Raw genomic sequence first — 17,313 nt, forward strand, 5'->3', positions numbered from 1 at the left:
ATTATAAATGTACATAATATTTTGAATAGGAGGAATATGGAGTGAATTTAACTTATCCACGTCGTGTATATACGGAATTTGTTACACCTCTACAACACCTAAAAAAACTATCAAGCATGTTAGGTGGTCCTAATATTTTTGTGAAAAGAGATGATTTGCTTGGTTTAACAGGTGGTGGAAATAAAACAAGAAAACTTGAATTTTTAGTGGCTGATGCATTAAAGCAAGGTGCAGACACGTTAATTACTACTGGTGGAGTCCAATCGAACCATTGCCGAATGACCCTTGCTGCTGCTGTTAAAGAAGGGTTAAAGTGCCGTTTGATCATCGAGGAAAGAAATCACAAATACAATCCACAAGATAACGGGAATGTTTTTCTTTTTAATTTGCTTGGTGCAGAACAGATTAAGGTTGTGCCTGATGGTACGGATGTTGCAAAAGAAATGGAAATCGTAAATGAAGAACTAAAAAAAGATGGAAGAAAAGGCTATATCGTTGCTGAGGGTGGTGGGAATGACCTTGGAGCTCTTGGCTATGTAAATGGTGCGCAAGAAATCTTAAAGCAAGCATCTGAAATGGGAATATCACTAGACCATATCGTAACACCAAGTGGTAGTGGAGGGACTCATGCTGGCTTAGTGACGGGATTTTATGCGAGTGGTAGCGGAATTCCTGTCACAGGAATTAATGTTCGAAGGAAGAAAGCTGCTCAAGAAGAAAAAGTTTATAATATTGTGAAGTTAGCTAGGCAGCGTATCGATTTTAATGAAGAAATTCCTAGAGAGGCAGTAAAATGCTTTGATGAATATTTAGGTCCTGGCTATGCGATCCCAACCGATAAAACATTTGAAGCGATACATTTGTTAGCTCAAACAGAAGGTCTCTTACTTGATCCTGTTTATACTGGAAAAACAATGGCAGGAATTATTGGTTTAGTAGAAAAAGGATATTTCGAGGGGCAGAAGAATGTTTTATTTCTTCATACAGGTGGAACCCCATGCATTTACGCGAATACGTCTACTATATTAGAACATAATCACTCATACGTAGAAACACTGGTAGAGAGTAGGTAACTGGTAACCAAAGCCTTTGTACGGTGTTTTGTCAATGAAGAGCTATCCGAAAGGGGCGGTTAGCATCTTCTTCTTTTATGCACCTTACAAGGGGAAATGATGAATATTTTTTTGAAAGCGGATTCATCTAAAAGGGGATGGGGTTTTGAAAAAAGAAGAAGAAAAAAGACTTGAAATGTATGGGGGAGTATTTGGTGGTTTAATTCCTTTACTTATTTTAATTGCTTTTTTAATTACATTATCCATTGCTCAAAGAGGTGGCACACAAGCTTTTTGGGCTGGTGGTTGGGTTGCTTTATCAGTTGGATTACTGCTTGCCAAAAATAAGAATCATTATATTAGTACTTTCATGAAAGGCATGTCTCAAAAAAATGGCATTGTCATTGTCGTGGCATGGATATTTGCAGCAATCTTCGGACAAATTGTACAAGCTGCTGGTTTGGTTGATGGGATCCTATGGTTCGGTTTAACAACAGGTGCTCAAGGCGCTGTATTCACAGTACTTGCATTTTTCTTAGCCATGCTATTTTCTGTTGGTACTGGGACTTCAAACGGAACTTACCTAGCTTTACTTCCTGTTCTTTACCCGGCTGGTGTGTTATTAGGCGCCGATCCAACGATGCTCGCAGTAGCCATCCTAGGTGGTGGAGTTTTTGGTGATAATGTTGCACCCGTATCAGATACAACAATTGCGTCTGCATACTCACAGGGGGCAACATTGAATGGGGTTGTACGAAGTCGCTTCCCGCTTGCGATTTCAGCGAGTATTATAGCGATCATCGTCCTGTTTTTTGCTGGGGGAGGGGGGACAGTAGCTGATGTACCAGAAATGGAAGCTGCTAATTTAGATCCTAAAGGTCTCCTTATGTTAATTAGTTTGGCGGTAGTCATTATTTTTGCATTAGCAAAGAGACATGTCGTTGAATCACTCATTTATGGAAATATTTCCGCGATTATCCTAGGTTTAGTAACTGGAAAATTAAATTTAGGGAGCGTTTTTAGTATTCCGGGAAACCCAGGAGATAGTACCGGATTGATAGAAGTAGGTATTGCTAGTGTGACAGGGACGATTGTATTTGCCTTATTTATTCTAGCCCTTACTCAAGTGATGATCGATAGTGGAGTGATGGACACCTTTCTTAAATGGGTTCAAAAAAGGAATATTAAGTCACACCGTCAAGCAGAGTTTTCGATTATGTCAGTTGCAGGAATTGCATCCGTTGTCATTTCGGCAAGTGCACCTGTCTTATTGGTAATAGGTTCTACGTTTGTTAACCCATTTGGAAAGCGCTTTAATTTATCTCCGGAGCGAAGAGCAAATGTCATGGAGTGCATGGTGGTTGTTGTGTTTTTCATGATCCCTTGGAATCTATCTGTCATCGTATGGTATAATACGTTGACTTCTACTGCTCAAGCTTGGAATGTTGCATACCCGAGTCTACTATCATCTTTCTTAAATCCATATTCATGGGCAATGTTAGCTGTACTGCTTTTCTCGGTCATCACAGGTTGGAACCGTACATTGTCTAATGGTGTCTCAAGGAAAGACGGCGATACTGAATTAAGTGAAGTTAAAGAAGCATAATACCTTCGTAAAGAGAGAGAAAAAATGGAAAATATAATGATTTTGATTATTGTGGTTTTTTTCGCTTCACTGTTACAAGCAAGTACCGGATTTGGTTTTTCAATCGTAGGTACACCTTTTCTTTTATTACTTTTACCCGCTCAATCAGCGATTCAACTGAATATCATCCTTTCACTTTGTCTTTCTATGTTTATGATTTATAGTATTAGAAATGAAGTGAATTTCCCTTTACTTAAAAGATTAATATTGGGAAGTCTAATTGGAATCGTTCCTGGCTTGCTGTTGTATTTGTTTCTAAATATAGACATTTTTAAAATTATAGTTGGCACGATGATTATTCTTTTAACCATTCTACTTATTGCAAAAGTAACAATCAAACAAACAAACAGAAGAGATGCAGTTGCGGGAGGTATAGCTGGATTACTAACGACAAGTATAGGGGTTCCGGGTCCTCCATTACTCCTCTATTTTTCAAGTACAAGTTTGGATAAAACAGCCCTTCGTAGCACGACCTTAGCCTACTATCTATTTATTTACTTGATCAGTTTAGTTATGCAAATTTCATTTGGAGGAACAAATGCGGAGGTTTGGACGTCATCTCTAATCGCTCTCATTCCTCTAGTAGCTGGTATCGTTCTAGGACAGTATTTATTTAAATGGATAAACCAAAGAGTATTCAGAATTATCACTTATGTTATACTTCTATTTACAGGTTGTTATATGTTAATCGGTTCATAAAGCTAAACTGGTAGTGTATGCAAGCTGTGAATCTATTAAATTATACTTAAAATAAGAGAGGGGAAATTAAAAAATGGGCATTATTAACACAAAGAAGGCACCTCAAGCAATTGGACCATACTCACAAGGAGTCGTAGTCAACAATTTATTCTACAGCTCTGGACAAATTCCATTAACACCTAATGGAGAATTAGTTGAAGGCGGAGTGATTGAACAAACACACCAGGTCTTTAATAACTTAGAAGCCGTGTTAGATGAAGCAGGTGCCTCACTTGATACAGTGGTGAAAGCAACGGTTTTCATTAAAGACATGAATGATTTCCCTGTTATAAACGAGGTTTATGCAGAGTATTTTGGAGACCATAAGCCTGCAAGATCATGCGTTGAAGTTGCAAGGTTACCGAAAGATGTTCAAGTTGAAATAGAAGTGATCGCGCTTGTTAAGTAGATACTGAGAAAACGGCAAGAAGCTAAATGGGCTTCTTGCCGTTTTTTTATGTCGATATAAAAGAGTGTGAATATTTATAGGCGAAGATGTGAATGAAAACAATTTATTCCACGTACCGTCAATAATTTAGTGTAAATATGAGGATAGCCGAAGTTGTGGCATTGTAGTAAGGTAGGGATCGTTAAAATAAGTCGAAAAATCAGAAATTTTCATGAAAAAATCCACAGATGTGTTATACTCAGAAATAAGAGGAAGAGAGTATATCCTGATTTTTTCCGAAATAAACCGGTGGTAAAGTATGAACGTACAGAAGAGAAGCTCTTTAAAGAGCTATAGTTGAGCCTAGCATCTTTAAATCTTCCATACTGGAGTGATCGGAGTGAAAACTTTAGACAAAACGTTTGGAGTTAGAGTAAAAGATATCTTGGAAAAACATGAAATTAAGCAAAAAGATCTAGCTGCAGACTGTGGAATCAATATAAGTTCGCTAAACAAGATATTAAATGCAGGTAGAGAAAGTGACTTTCGCAAAATTTTAGCACTCATACAAAAAATAATTTTGATGGATGGCAATTTACAGGAAGAAGAATTCATGTCATATTATATTCGTGAAATTCAGAACCCTATGAATATTAAGCCGGCGATGGAATATTGCGATACTCATGACATGCGAGAAACGTTAGAAATGCTGTGTGAAAGAGCTGATTATAAGGCTGATCACAAGAATAGGCTAAAAGAGTTTTCGACCATGTACAGGCTAAACATGGAGAGAAAAGATCAACAAGACGAAAAATATGTATCGAAAGAATTGTTCAATAAAGTCATTTCGCAGAATAACAAAACGAAAGAAATGAAAATATTCCAATTGATCTTAGAATTAGAGAACTATCATCAAGAAAGAAATTTTTATAAGTTAATAGCTTCTCTTCCGAAGTTAAAAAACCAACTTGATCAAAGTGAAAACAACTTCCAAACACCATCATTTAAAATGCGCTTCAATAAACTGCTACAGACTATCTACTTACGAAATATATGTGATTTTAAGAAAGCAAGAGAATTAGCGAATGAAGCGCTTGATCTTTCAATTGGTAAACGATTTGATGCTGCATCCTATGTCAACCTTGGTGACTCCCATATACACGATGCAGACCCCACTCAAGCTATAAGGTACTTAGAAAAGAGTATAAAACTTTATAACGATATAGGATTAGATTTTGCGGCAAAAATGATGCGCAATAAGATTGAGTTTATCAGTATTTTGAGAGGACGAGAAATTGACTGCATAAAAATCGAACAGAATGTAGCCTTGAAGTACATCATAAACGGTCAAAAAGAAGCAGCTTTAAAAATTCTTGATAAATTAGATATAACGCCTGAGAGGCTGTACATGAAAGGTGTGGCTACGGATGACCCTTCATATTTTTGGAAGTCCTTAGATGGATTTATGAAACGTGGAGATCGACTGTACGGGTTGTTTACCGTCCAAGAATTAAAGAGGTTAGGCGAGCGAGCGGACACGATTGACATGGTGTATAACAACATAGAAGAGGTGAAACACTCATGAAACAACTATTACTAACTTTGGCATTTGTTTGTTCGATTCTCGGACCTTTTGCGGAAGCTGAGCAGATATCAGTGACAGAAAACCATGTAGTTGCTCCAATTCATACATTAAGTGATGTTCCTCCAGGTTAGGCGAGCGAGAGGACGCGATTGACGTGGTGTATAACAACATTGGGGAGGCGAAACACGCATGAAACAACTATTACTAACTTTGGCATTTGTTTGTTCGATTCTCGGACCTTTTGCGGAAGCTGAGCAGATATCAGTGACAGAAAACCATGTAGTTGCTCCAATTCATACATTAAGTGATGTTCCTCCAGGTTAGGCGAGCGAGAGGACGCGATTGACGTGGTGTATAACAACATAGGGAAGATGAGCAGCCTTAAAAACTTTTATTAACTTTAGTATTTGTCTTTTCGATTTTTGAATCTTTTACGGAGGCTTAGCAGATATCAGTGACAGCAAACCCTGTTCGCACTAGTTAAGTAGTTTACTAAGGAAAACGGCAAAAAGCTGAATGGGCTTCTTGCTGTTTTTTTATGTCGATATAAAAGAATGTGAATATTGATAGGCGAAGATGTGAATGAAAACGATTTATTCCACCAAGACTTAAATGCAGGTAGAGAAAGTGACTTTCGCAAAATTTTAGCACTGGTACAAAAAATAATTTTGATGGATAGCAATTTACAGGAAGAGAAATTCATGTCATATTATATTCTTTAAATTCAGAATACTATGAATATTAAGCCGGCGATGGAATATTGCGATACTCATGACATGCGAGAAACGTTAGAAATGCTATGTGAAAGAGCTGAGGATAAGGCTGATCACAAGAATAGGCTAAAAGAGTTTTCGACAATGTACAGGCTAAACCTGGAACGAAAAGATCAACAAGAAGTAAAAAAGATACCAAAAGAATTATTCATAAAGGTTGTTTCTCAGAAAAATAAAAGTAAAGAAATGCAAATTTTTCAGTTGATTGTGGAAATCAATATGTATTATCAAGAAAAGATTTTTTAAAAGATAAATGCTTTAATACCTGAGTTGAAAAACCAACTTGAGAAAAACAGCATACAAAAATCTATGCATATGCGTTTTAACCATGTCCTCCAAATCATATATTTACGAAACTTGTGTGATTTAGAAAAATCAAGAGCGCTGGCATTTGAAGCACTTGAATTTTCGATAGGAAAACGATTTGATGCTGCATCATATGTGAATCTTGGTGACTCTTATATACATGAAGAAGATCCGAGCTATAAGATACTTCGAAAAAAGTATAGAAATTTATAAAGAAATAGGGTTAGATTTTGCGGTAAAGTGGATGAGACAGAAGGTAGATTTTATTAGTATTTTAAGAGGGAAAAAGATTGACTTCATACAAGATGACCACAATATAGCATTGAAATATATTTTAAATGGTCAAAAAGAAATAGGATTGAAAATAATAGACAAGTTAGATCCAACCCCTGAGACGTTATACATGAAAGGAATAGCAACGGATGACTCCAAATATTTATGGGAATCCCTAGAAGGATATATGAAACATGGGGATCGACTGTATGGATTGTATACCATCCAAGAACTAAAACGTTTAGGGGCTGAATCTGAGCAGATATCAATGAAAGAAAAACCTGTAATGGACTCATTGTAACATTCTAGAATGTCCCTCCTACTTAAGGGAAAATACTTAATAGGGAGACGTGACTCGTCAAGGGGTTGCGTCTTTCGTCATTTGAAGAGTCATTCTATGAAAAAGTTTCAATAATTTTATCTAATGTAGCAAGGAATATAAGAAAAGACCGTATATGAATGAATTTCACAAATTTCCCGAGAGAGACAAAAGAGCATTTGGCTTCCGAGGCTTTGAGCGTTTCAGAACGTTGATTGAGTAACTCTAATTCATCATCAAATCTTGTATTTGTCCAATAAAGAATATGCTGTGTTGCTCAAATGTTTAACCGAGTGTGCTGGTGTGGTAGAATAGGGCTGAGTCATAGTTGAAACCCTCCGTTTAATTACGGTTTCACTATGGCTTTTCTATGTTTAGGGTGTCGCATTTGATTTTACAAAGAACGCCTACAGTATGTGAAATAAAAGGAACCAGCTATTCAAAAAGTAGGGATGTTTTCCATGACACCGCATCAAAAAAGCGTCATGCAAACGGTTTTTAAAAGAATGGTTTTGTACGCCTATAAAAGCAGGTTGTCACTAAAAAATTATTAGCTAAAGTGAAAGGATTTTATCATGAAAGAATGGTTCGGCGAATGGCAGTCGGCGCTGCAAGCCGAAATTGCTTCGGTTAAAAAAAGATCAGACCATGGGATTCGTTTGTATGACGGACGCATTCTTTTTAGCCAAAATGGTCAAACGATTGCTCAATTTTCAATTGATCAAAACATGCGCATTCCAGAAGGTTCACCCATCACTCTTCACGTAGAGCCGGCCATCAAAGGGACGTTACTGTCATTTATCGGAACATCCGTTGTGCTTGATTTGGATGCTGAGTTGGAAGAAATGACGGAACGAGCGATTATGACATTGGAGCCGTGGCGTCTGTTAGAAAAGCTCGGTGAAAAACTTGAAGAAGCAGAAGAAGACACACATAAAAAGCAACAAATTTTGTGGGCAATTGCCGCGAATCAACCTGATTTTCACCCTCAAAATAAAGCAAAATCTACTTTGCATGAATTATTTTTACGTGTCATCTATAACCAAGTGACCTACTTGTGGGGACCACCTGGAACAGGCAAAACGTATACACTTGCCCGGCTTGCTGCTGCACTTCATTTAAAAGGGAAGAAGGTACTTGTTTTATCACACAGTAACGCAGCCATCGATGTTCTCATGCTTGAACTTGCCGAGTTTTTACAGGAGCAAGCAAAATGGACAGAGGAAGGAATTATTCGTTATGGGTATGCAGCGGGTGAATCGCTCAAGTCAGTTCCTGGATTGCTTCTTTATGATCAACTCGCCTTGAAATTTCCAGACCTTGCTGAAAAAATGAACAAAGGTACGTCAAAAAGAGCACAGTTAGCTGGACGCCTTGGAAAAGAAGGGCGTGTGAAGGATGTTGGAAGACTGACAGATTTGGAAGAGAAAATGGCATTGTTACAAGTAAAATGGAATGAAAAAGAACGGAAAATGGTGGCTGAATCGAACGTCATTGGTACCACTCTGTCAAAAGCAACACTTGACCAAACGATCCAGGCGTTTGATGCAGATGTTGTGATTGTCGATGAAGCGAGTATGGCACATGTCCCACAAATCGCTTTTGCTGCAACACTTGGGAAACATATGATCGTGTGTGGAGATTTCAAACAGCTTCCTGCTGTGACCACGTCGCATCATCCACTAGTTAAGAAATGGCTGGGAGAAGATGTGTTTCTTCACGCGGGTATCGCACAAAGTGTAGCGTTGAAAAAACCCCATCCTCATCTTGTCGTTTTATCCGAACAACGCCGTATGCACCCCGCAATTTCAGCATTTACAAATGTTTGGATGTATGATTCGTATGTGCGCGATCATGAGTCAGTTCTTGCTCTTCGCCAACCGATCGCTAATGCTCGCCCATTTAAAGGAGAAGCATTGAAGATGATCAATACGAATGGCTTACAAGCTCCTTCGATGAGCACGGCTGGGGGATCTCGTTTTCATTTGCTATCAAGCTTGCTCTCTTTATCGCTGATGCTCACAGCTGCAAATGGTCAGGTGCAGTCTATTGGCTACATTACACCGTACCGAGCGCAGGCAGAATGGATGGTAGGGATGCTTGAGATTTTTTGGGATCGAGAAAGTAAAGTGAGAGCATCGACCATTCACCGTTTTCAAGGGAGTGAAAGTGATGTCCTGATCTTTGATGCAGTAGATCACGATCGAATCCCTGGTCGTATGTTCAAAGGACCAGAGCATAGAAGATTGATCAATGTTGCGATTACAAGAGCTCGAGGAATGCTTATTCATTTACAAAATGAGGAACAATTTAAAAAAGCACTCCCGCCATCAAATGCCATGGTTCAGTTCCAACGACATAGTGCGAAAATGAATGCGATCATTAAACTAAGTGAGTTGCCGCAAGAATTAAATCGCGTACATAAGCAAATTAGCTGGCATGAAACACCTATGCCAGTGCGTTTTGAAAAAGATCTGGCTTCAGCAAAACGTTCAATTGATGTGTACATGTCAACCTCGACAACGCTTCACCCTAAGGTCATTTCAAGTATCCGCAAAGCTGGGATTGAACTCGTTCGGTTGTATGGATCAGCACACGTGACTGGGTTAGCAGGGAGCAAAAGCGTTGCTCCATCTCTTGAAGTCACATTTCCACTCATCGTGATTGACGAGCAAGTGAGCTGGATCAACCTTCCGTTGCAAAACCAACGTGGGGATGACAACTTAAGCGTACGTGTTTTATCAAAAAAATTCACACGTCAACTTTTAAAGCAATTAGAGTGGACATGAGTGTAAGAAGTGGGATGGTACGCTTCCCTTTAGTGTGATAAAGTCACACGCAAACCCAACAACTATCAACTGTTTGGGTTCTTATAACGAATTATGGAGGTAGTCTAGTGAACCTAAATGATTTTTGCTCAAAAGATGCAAGTGAGCTTGCAGAGCTTGTACATAGGAAAGAAATTCTTCCGCATGAGTTAGTTTCCGATGCGATTGATCAAATTGAAGAAAGCAATCCCGCGTTAAATGCAGTCGTTTATAAGCGTTATGAAGCCGCTTTAAAGGAAGCTAGTCAAGTGGATTCATCGCTCCCATTTGCAGGTATTCCAATTCTTTTGAAGGATATTTCTCAAAGTGTAAAAGGGGAAGTGCTAACAGCTGGCTCAAAGCTTCTCGCTAAAAACATCGCTAAGCGCGATAGTCATTTCGTTGCAGCATTAAAAAAAGCTGGCTTCATCGTAGTAGGGTCTACAAATGCACCTGAATTTGGCTTGAAAAACATAACAGAACCGAAGCTCCACGGTCCAAGTCGTAATCCGTGGAATCCCGCTTATTCACCTGGTGGCTCGAGCGGAGGAGCAGCAGCGAGCGTTGCGAGTGGGATGGTTCCAGTGGCTGGTGCAAGTGATGGTGGAGGTTCCATTCGGATCCCAGCATCATTTACTGGGCTTGTTGGTTTAAAACCTACGCGTGGTCGCATGCCGGTCGGACCTGGTGTTGGTAGGCAATGGCAGGGGGCTGCGGTTGATTTTGCTTTAACGAAAACGGTTCGTGACACAGCTGCTCTTTTGGATCAACTTCAAACCATTCAACCTGCTGCAGCATTTCAAGTACCACTGTTCCAACAAGGGTACACAGAGTATCTAACTAACCAATCGACGAAAACGTTCCGCATTGGATTTTCAACGAAATCACCTGTAGGAACACCGGTTAGTGAAGAGGCGGTAAACACCGTACACCAAGTAGCGAATTTTTTGCAACAGCAAGGTCATGTAGTCGAGCAAGCACAACCAAACATCAATGGACGTGCTTTGATGGAACAGTATTTTTTAATGAATGCTGGTGAAATGGCAGGATTCGTTCAAACGATGGAAGCGGATCTTGGAAAATCACTGACTCACCACGATATGGAAATTGAATCGTGGGTACTTGCTGAAGCCGGGAAAAAAGTAACTGCAGGGGAGTTTTCACTCAGTCTTGCTGCGTGGGATCAAGCCGCAGAGCAAATGGCTGCATTTCACGAAAAATATGACCTGTATTTAACACCTGCAACTGCGTTTGACGCTCCTAAGATTGGTGAATTAACACCAACACAACAACAGATTGACAAGCTATTAGGCGTATCATCACTTGAATCATCAGCACAACAAACGCTCATTTATGACATGTTTGAACCGAGTCTAACGTACACACCATTTACTCAACTTGCAAATTTAACAGGACAACCAGGGATTAGTTTACCAACTGGACAATCGTTAAATGGCTTGCCACTGGGCGTTCAGCTAATGGCGCCAAAAGGGAACGAGCACTGGCTTCTGACCGTCGCCAAAGAACTTGAGCAATCACCCTATTGGCACCAAGTAACCATGATTAAATAGACTAAAGGTAAGGCTCTTTTCGTAAATATTGCTGCTTATGATGTGAAAAATAAAAAAAAGAATTTACTTTTTGTATTATGATGATATGGGGGAGCGTATCCAATAAACGGACCATATTCAGGAATAAGTGAAAATGAAGGTGATTTGAAATAATTGTTAGTAAGCTAAAGGGCTATATAATGGAAGAACTCCAGAGTTATCTTTATTAAGTTTATTGATACTATTGTGGAGTGAGTAAATGAGCGGAAATATTAATGATAAGTTCTGGACTGTATGTAACGGTACGCCTTTCTTTCAAAATTTCGTTGTAATGAAGAATCAGTAATCAGATCCTATTATCTGTTTTTTTATTTCCCATTGTTTGTAACCACCTAAAAAATGACGATATTAAAAAGAATCCATTTTGAAAAAGATTGATCAAAGTGGATTCTTTTTGGATAAATTTTAAAAATGAACGAAAACCACTGTTTTAGAATTAATTAGAATAAACGATTTCATTTTCTTCATTTACTATATAGGGCAAAGAGTATGCAGGTGCAAATTTTGATCCTTCAAGTAAGACTGGACGAATGTCTTCATCACTCTGTTCAAGTGTTAATTCTTGTTCTTGAGAGACTTGATAAAGATCAGTAATATAATCTACATAGATCGTCCCATCACCACTTACAACAAGAGGTAATTTCTGATTTGTGAAAGGACTTACTACTGTTGGTTCCTCTTTATATCCTAGTTCTTCATAATTGATCGTAAAAACATTGTCACCAAGTACCTCTTTAAACGGAATGCCTTGATTTACTTTAATTCTAAGATTAAGCGTTCTGATCGTTTCAGCAATTCTCAAATCAACTAATCTAACTGTGGGGTTTTCTTCAACATCAATTAACGTGTATTGATAGATCCCCCCCCCGTTACGATCAAATGAATTTATAGGAATCTGAGACAAATAATCAGGTGTTAGTTTATGAAAATCAATTAAATATTTCTGGTAAATAGGAGTATCATCTTCTATTGTTTTAATAGGTAAAAGACCTCCAGAATCTTCTTGAAACTGATCTACGGCACGTTGTACATTTGCAATTTCATCTGTGTATGGAATTTTATTTTCCTCTGTTAGTGGAGATAGGTACGCACATCCAGTTAGTAATAATATAGTGCATAATCCCATTGGTATTTTAAAATATGACATTTTCTTCCCTGCTACTAAAACATAAACAAATGTCATCATTAATTCATGCTATGCGATTTCCTGTTTCTCTGTGCTCCGCCTTGCTACTTACTAGCTACTACGGTTTGTATAGCACTCCACAGGCGTATATTCGGATGTATCCGTATCCCACCCTACATGTATAAATTACCGTAATAATCATTGTTTTTCAATGTTCCTAGTGCAGGTTTCACCTACCTTTAATTAGTATATTAGATTACTTATGAATACGTTTGAACAAAATTATAGCATGACCACTCAGTCCAAAAATTTTTTTAATAATCGTTCGTAAAACGTTCATAATTTATTGTATAAATTTATCAATATTAGTTACTTCATTTACTCATATACTAATTCTTAAGTTTCCAAATAAGTTATTTGGTTGGTGGTAAAGAAACCGATACAATCATAGAACATAAACAGTTATGTAAGTCTAAAAACGGTTGATTTAGGGGGTTCTGGTGCAAAAGGTCAATGGATTTAGCCTAAGTGAATCAAGAGATAAAGAAACAGACAAACTCTTGTTGAGGAACTTGTGCACACAATAGGTCAAAAAGTTCCTCAACACACCAAATATTTTTTATTTTTCTAAATTAGTAGGTTTTGAAAAGCGTCCAAATCGACAAATCCAAAGGCCTAAAGTTGTGATCGGATAAATGAACCTTGAAAATAACTTGATCACGCAGCCTGAAAGAACACCAATGATGATTCCCGTTATTACATCAGTCGGCCAATGAACCCCAACATACACTCGAGCAACAACTTCGATGATCGCAACGATCGTAAAACTATATGCAATCCAATTTTTCCCCCACACTCCTGTTGCTATTGCCACACTTGCTGCTGAATGATCACTTGGAAAAGAAGTATTAGGTGCGTGTGGGATCAATTGTGTAACCTCACCACTTGGAAGAGTTACAAATGGACGTGATCGGAACCAAAAGAGAGCAATAACAGAATTAAGGAACACAGCTAAAACACCGGCAAGAACACCAAGTACGAGAAGATGTCTTATATTCTCCTCTCTTCTAGGGAGAGTAAACCAGGCAATTAAAAATAAACAGGCGTACATTGGAACCGCATGCTCTGCAAAAAACATCATCACATGATCGATCCATAAGACCTTGTTACTTAATCCATTCAGGAACTGAAAAACTGTTTCATCAAATGTTTTCATAATATCTCCTTTAATAGAGTGAATTTGTGAGTGTTAAAGACTAAAAAGTTTAGTTGCTATAGTGAAATATATGAGATTGCTAGAAATATTTGTTGAAAACGTAAACGTAATGACGATCGCCAGCTGTTGAGCGGCAATCTTCAACTTACTTAAAATAATTAGGAGTGTAGTTTCCCAGCAAAATAAAAAACACCCTCCAACGAAAAGAGGGTGTAATCATATATAATCATACATAAAAAAGCCTCAAATCGTTGAGTTTTAGCACTATACGGCGTAGAACTAGACATTGTTCAGCTACATTAAAAATCACCTTATGTCGATGATTCCTGTTGACCCATTGGTGTCTTTCGACATTGCTGGGCAGCAGCGTATTTCCAGTATAGGAGCCTCACCTAACGAGGAATAATATTTATATTTTCTATAATGTACAAGAATACTATTAAATAGTCAATAGTATTGCGAAGATACATCATTTTCTAATAAATTATCGACCAAGAAAAATATTGGGTTAGAAAACAGTATACAAAACTTTGAAAGAAATGTCGCATAATCCTGCGTTTTCAAAGATATTTATATCGCTTTTGGGAAATGCCATAAGAATTTCTTATCACTCTATATAACTTTATTGATATTTACTTATAATGACCGTTGTATTAAGATAGTCTTGTGCCGAAAATAGATTACATACATTACTTACAAAATTTAATTTTATTATTAAGGGGGAACACAGATGGCTAACCAAGGAACAAAGACGGCTATCCAAGACATCTTTCAAGCAAAAAAATCGTTTGAACTTGAAGGTAAGCGTTATCATTATTATGAATTAAAAGCCCTAGAGGAAAAGGGACTTACTAAAATTTCAAAACTGCCATACTCGATTCGAGTGTTGCTTGAATCTGTTCTTCGTCAATATGACGGACGTGTAATCAAAGAAGATCACATTAAAAACCTGGCAAAATGGGGTTCAAAAGATGTACAAGATGCAGAAGTTCCATTTAAACCATCTCGAGTCATTTTACAAGATTTCACGGGTGTACCGGCCGTTGTAGATTTAGGTTCATTGCGTGATGCGATGTCGAAAATGGGTGGATCACCTGATAAAATCAACCCAGAAATTCCAGTTGACCTTGTGATTGACCACTCTGTACAAGTTGACAAATATGGTACAGCTGATGCACTTCAAGTGAACATGGACTTGGAGTTTGAGCGCAATGCTGAGCGTTACCAGTTCCTATCTTGGGCACAAAAAGCATTTGACAACTACCGTGCCGTTCCACCTGCAACAGGTATCGTGCACCAAGTGAACCTAGAATATTTGGCTAGCGTAGTCATGCAAGGGACAAATGGAGAAGGTGAAACGGTTACTTTCCCAGATTCACTTGTAGGAACTGACTCACACACAACTATGATCAATGGTATCGGTGTACTTGGCTGGGGCGTTGGTGGAATTGAAGCAGAAGCTGGCATGCTTGGCCAACCTTCTTACTTCCCAATTCCAGAAGTAATCGGTGTTCGTTTAATAAATGCACTTCCACAAGGTGCTACAGCAACTGACCTCGCGCTAAAAGTAACGCAAGTACTGCGTAAAAAAGGCGTTGTAGGTAAATTTGTTGAGTTCTTCGGCGAAGGGGTTGCACAACTTCCACTTGCTGACCGTGCAACAATTGCGAACATGGCTCCTGAATACGGTGCGACATGTGGCTTTTTCCCAGTAGACAAAGAAGCGCTTGATTACATGCGTCTAACCGGTCGTATTGAATCAGATATTAACCTAGTAGAAGAATATTTAACGAAAAATGATATGTTCTTCACTACAGATAAAGAAGATCCAACTTACACAGATGTTGTGGAACTTGATCTTTCTAAAATTGAACCAAACCTTTCTGGACCAAAACGCCCGCAAGATTTGATTCCTTTATCTGAGATGAAAAATGAATTCCATAAAGCACTAACAGCGCAAGAAGGTGTTCAAGGTTTTGGTCTTGATGCTGCTGAAGTGAATAAAGAAGCGGTTATCGAATTTGACAATGGCGATAAAGTTCCAATGAAAACAGGTGCGATCGGTATTGCTGCGATCACAAGCTGTACGAATACATCAAACCCTTACGTCATGCTTGGTGCTGGACTTGTTGCGCAAAAAGCAGTGGAGCTTGGAATGAAAGTTCCTGCGTACGTAAAAACATCCCTTGCTCCAGGTTCAAAAGTTGTATCTGGTTACTTGCGTGATGCAAACCTATTAGATCCTCTAGCTAACCTTGGATTTGATCTTGTAGGATACGGATGTACGACATGTATCGGTAATTCAGGTCCACTACTTCCAGAAATCGAAAAGACTATTTCTGAAAATGATCTTTTGGTTACATCTGTACTTTCTGGTAACCGTAATTTTGAAGGACGTATTCATCCACTTGTACGTGCAAACTACTTGGCTTCACCACCACTAGTGGTTGCCTATGCACTTGCAGGAACGGTCGATCTTGACCTTCAAAAGGACTCACTTGGAAAAGACAAAGATGGAAACGATGTGTTCCTAAAAGACATCTGGCCAACAACAGAAGAAGTCAATTCAATTGTGAAAAGCACAGTAACGCCGGAGCTTTTCCGTGAAGAGTATAAGCGCGTATTTGACAACAACGAACGTTGGAATGAAATCAAAACAAACGACGATGCACTTTATGCATTCTCAGACGATTCAACATACATTCAAAATCCTCCATTCTTTGAAGGATTAACAGAAAAACCATCTGACATTGAAGCACTTAATGGACTTCGTGTTGTCGGTAAATTCGGTGATTCTGTCACAACGGATCACATTTCACCAGCAGGCGCAATTGGCAAAGATACTCCAGCCGGACTGTACCTACGTGAAAATGGTGTTGCAATTCGTGACTTTAATTCGTATGGATCTCGCCGTGGTAACCACGAAGTCATGATGCGTGGAACGTTTGCGAACATTCGTATTCGTAATCAAGTCGCACCAGGTACGGAAGGTGGATATACAACGTATTGGCCAACCAATGAAACAATGGCGATCTATGATGCTTGTATGAAATATCAACAAGATGGCACAGGATTAGCTGTTCTTGCTGGTAAAGATTATGGCATGGGCTCTTCACGTGACTGGGCAGCGAAAGGAACGAACCTTCTAGGCATTAAAACAGTTATCGCTGAAAGCTACGAGCGTATTCACCGCTCAAACCTTGTATTCATGGGTGTGTTGCCACTGCAATTCAAACAAGGTGACAATGCTGAATCTCTTGGTTTAACAGGTCGTGAATCAATCGCTGTGAATATTACAGACAACGTAAGACCTCGTGAAATTCTGACAGTTACTGCAACGGCTGAAGATGGTACGGTGAAAAAATTTGACGTACTTGCTCGCTTTGACTCTGAGGTTGAAGTTGATTACTACCGCCACGGTGGAATCCTTCGCATGGTATTGCGTGACAAACTAACAGTATAATCATCAACCAAT

13 protein-coding genes, 1 pseudogene and 1 riboswitch are annotated in these 17,313 nt (G+C 38.7%); of the genes and pseudogenes, 12 read left to right on the plus strand and 2 right to left on the minus strand.

The features are described from left to right. Nucleotides 1-41 precede the first annotated feature (41 nt). The 11 genes and pseudogenes from cuyA to AB1471_RS12115 all read left to right on the plus strand — a co-directional run bounded on the left by cuyA (nt 42) and on the right by AB1471_RS12115 (nt 11,457). Complete coding sequence (cuyA, locus tag AB1471_RS12065; RefSeq protein WP_367780017.1) at nt 42-1,073, plus strand: D-cysteate sulfo-lyase; 1,032 nt, start codon at nt 42-44, stop codon at nt 1,071-1,073. A 145-nt stretch (nt 1,074-1,218) separates the two neighbouring features. Beyond that, complete coding sequence (locus AB1471_RS12070; RefSeq protein WP_367780018.1) at nt 1,219-2,658, plus strand: Na+/H+ antiporter NhaC family protein; 1,440 nt, start codon at nt 1,219-1,221, stop codon at nt 2,656-2,658. A 24-nt stretch (nt 2,659-2,682) separates the two neighbouring features. After that, a complete protein-coding gene (locus AB1471_RS12075) occupies nt 2,683-3,396 on the plus strand; it encodes a sulfite exporter TauE/SafE family protein (RefSeq protein WP_367780019.1) in 714 nt (237 codons plus the stop codon). Nucleotides 3,397-3,469: 73 nt separating this feature from the next. Then, nucleotides 3,470-3,844, plus strand: coding sequence for a RidA family protein (locus AB1471_RS12080; protein ID WP_367780020.1), 375 nt, complete (start codon nt 3,470-3,472; stop codon nt 3,842-3,844). A gap of 379 nt (nt 3,845-4,223) precedes the next feature. Further along, a complete protein-coding gene (locus AB1471_RS12085; protein ID WP_367780021.1) occupies nt 4,224-5,408 on the plus strand; it encodes an AimR family lysis-lysogeny pheromone receptor in 1,185 nt (394 codons plus the stop codon). Further along, entirely contained in the window at nt 5,405-5,539 is a 135-nt protein-coding gene (locus AB1471_RS12090; RefSeq protein ID WP_367780022.1) for a hypothetical protein, read from the plus strand. Before AB1471_RS12085 ends, AB1471_RS12090 begins: the two co-directional genes overlap by 4 nt. Nucleotides 5,540-5,597: 58 nt before the next feature. After that, the gene (locus tag AB1471_RS12095) at nt 5,598-5,732 is read left to right on the plus strand and encodes a hypothetical protein (RefSeq protein WP_367780022.1); all 135 of its coding nucleotides are present in this window, start codon (nt 5,598-5,600) and stop codon (nt 5,730-5,732) included. Nucleotides 5,733-6,184: 452 nt separating this feature from the next. Next, a pseudogene (locus AB1471_RS18355) lies at nt 6,185-6,700 on the plus strand (hypothetical protein). Next, the gene (locus AB1471_RS12105; protein ID WP_367780024.1) at nt 6,648-7,061 is read left to right on the plus strand and encodes a hypothetical protein; all 414 of its coding nucleotides are present in this window, start codon (nt 6,648-6,650) and stop codon (nt 7,059-7,061) included. Before AB1471_RS18355 ends, AB1471_RS12105 begins: the two are co-directional and overlap by 53 nt. 593 nt (nt 7,062-7,654) lie before the next feature. After that, complete coding sequence (locus AB1471_RS12110) at nt 7,655-9,868, plus strand: DEAD/DEAH box helicase (RefSeq protein WP_367780025.1); 2,214 nt, start codon at nt 7,655-7,657, stop codon at nt 9,866-9,868. A gap of 107 nt (nt 9,869-9,975) precedes the next feature. Beyond that, the gene (locus tag AB1471_RS12115) at nt 9,976-11,457 is read left to right on the plus strand and encodes an amidase (protein ID WP_367780026.1); all 1,482 of its coding nucleotides are present in this window, start codon (nt 9,976-9,978) and stop codon (nt 11,455-11,457) included. A 475-nt stretch (nt 11,458-11,932) separates the two neighbouring features. On the opposite strand, the gene AB1471_RS12120 is transcribed toward AB1471_RS12115, so the two are convergent. Together AB1471_RS12120 and AB1471_RS12125 are read right to left on the minus strand one after the other, a co-directional pair. After that, nucleotides 11,933-12,643: a YphF family lipoprotein gene (locus AB1471_RS12120; protein WP_367780027.1), complete on the minus strand. Its 711-nt coding sequence runs from the start codon at nt 12,641-12,643 to the stop codon at nt 11,933-11,935. A gap of 598 nt (nt 12,644-13,241) precedes the next feature. Further along, the gene (locus tag AB1471_RS12125; RefSeq protein ID WP_367780028.1) at nt 13,242-13,838 is read right to left on the minus strand and encodes a phosphatase PAP2 family protein; all 597 of its coding nucleotides are present in this window, start codon (nt 13,836-13,838) and stop codon (nt 13,242-13,244) included. Nucleotides 13,839-14,073: 235 nt separating this feature from the next. Beyond that, nucleotides 14,074-14,245: riboswitch (M-box (ykoK) riboswitch) on the minus strand. A 323-nt stretch (nt 14,246-14,568) separates the two neighbouring features. Here AB1471_RS12125 and acnA point away from each other — a divergent pair. Next, nucleotides 14,569-17,301: an aconitate hydratase AcnA gene (acnA, locus tag AB1471_RS12130; protein WP_367780029.1), complete on the plus strand. Its 2,733-nt coding sequence runs from the start codon at nt 14,569-14,571 to the stop codon at nt 17,299-17,301. The last annotated feature ends 12 nt before the right edge of the window (nt 17,302-17,313 follow it).

This window comes from Jeotgalibacillus marinus, assembly GCF_040801915.1.
Classification (GTDB): Bacteria; Bacillota; Bacilli; order Bacillales; family Jeotgalibacillaceae; genus Jeotgalibacillus; species Jeotgalibacillus marinus.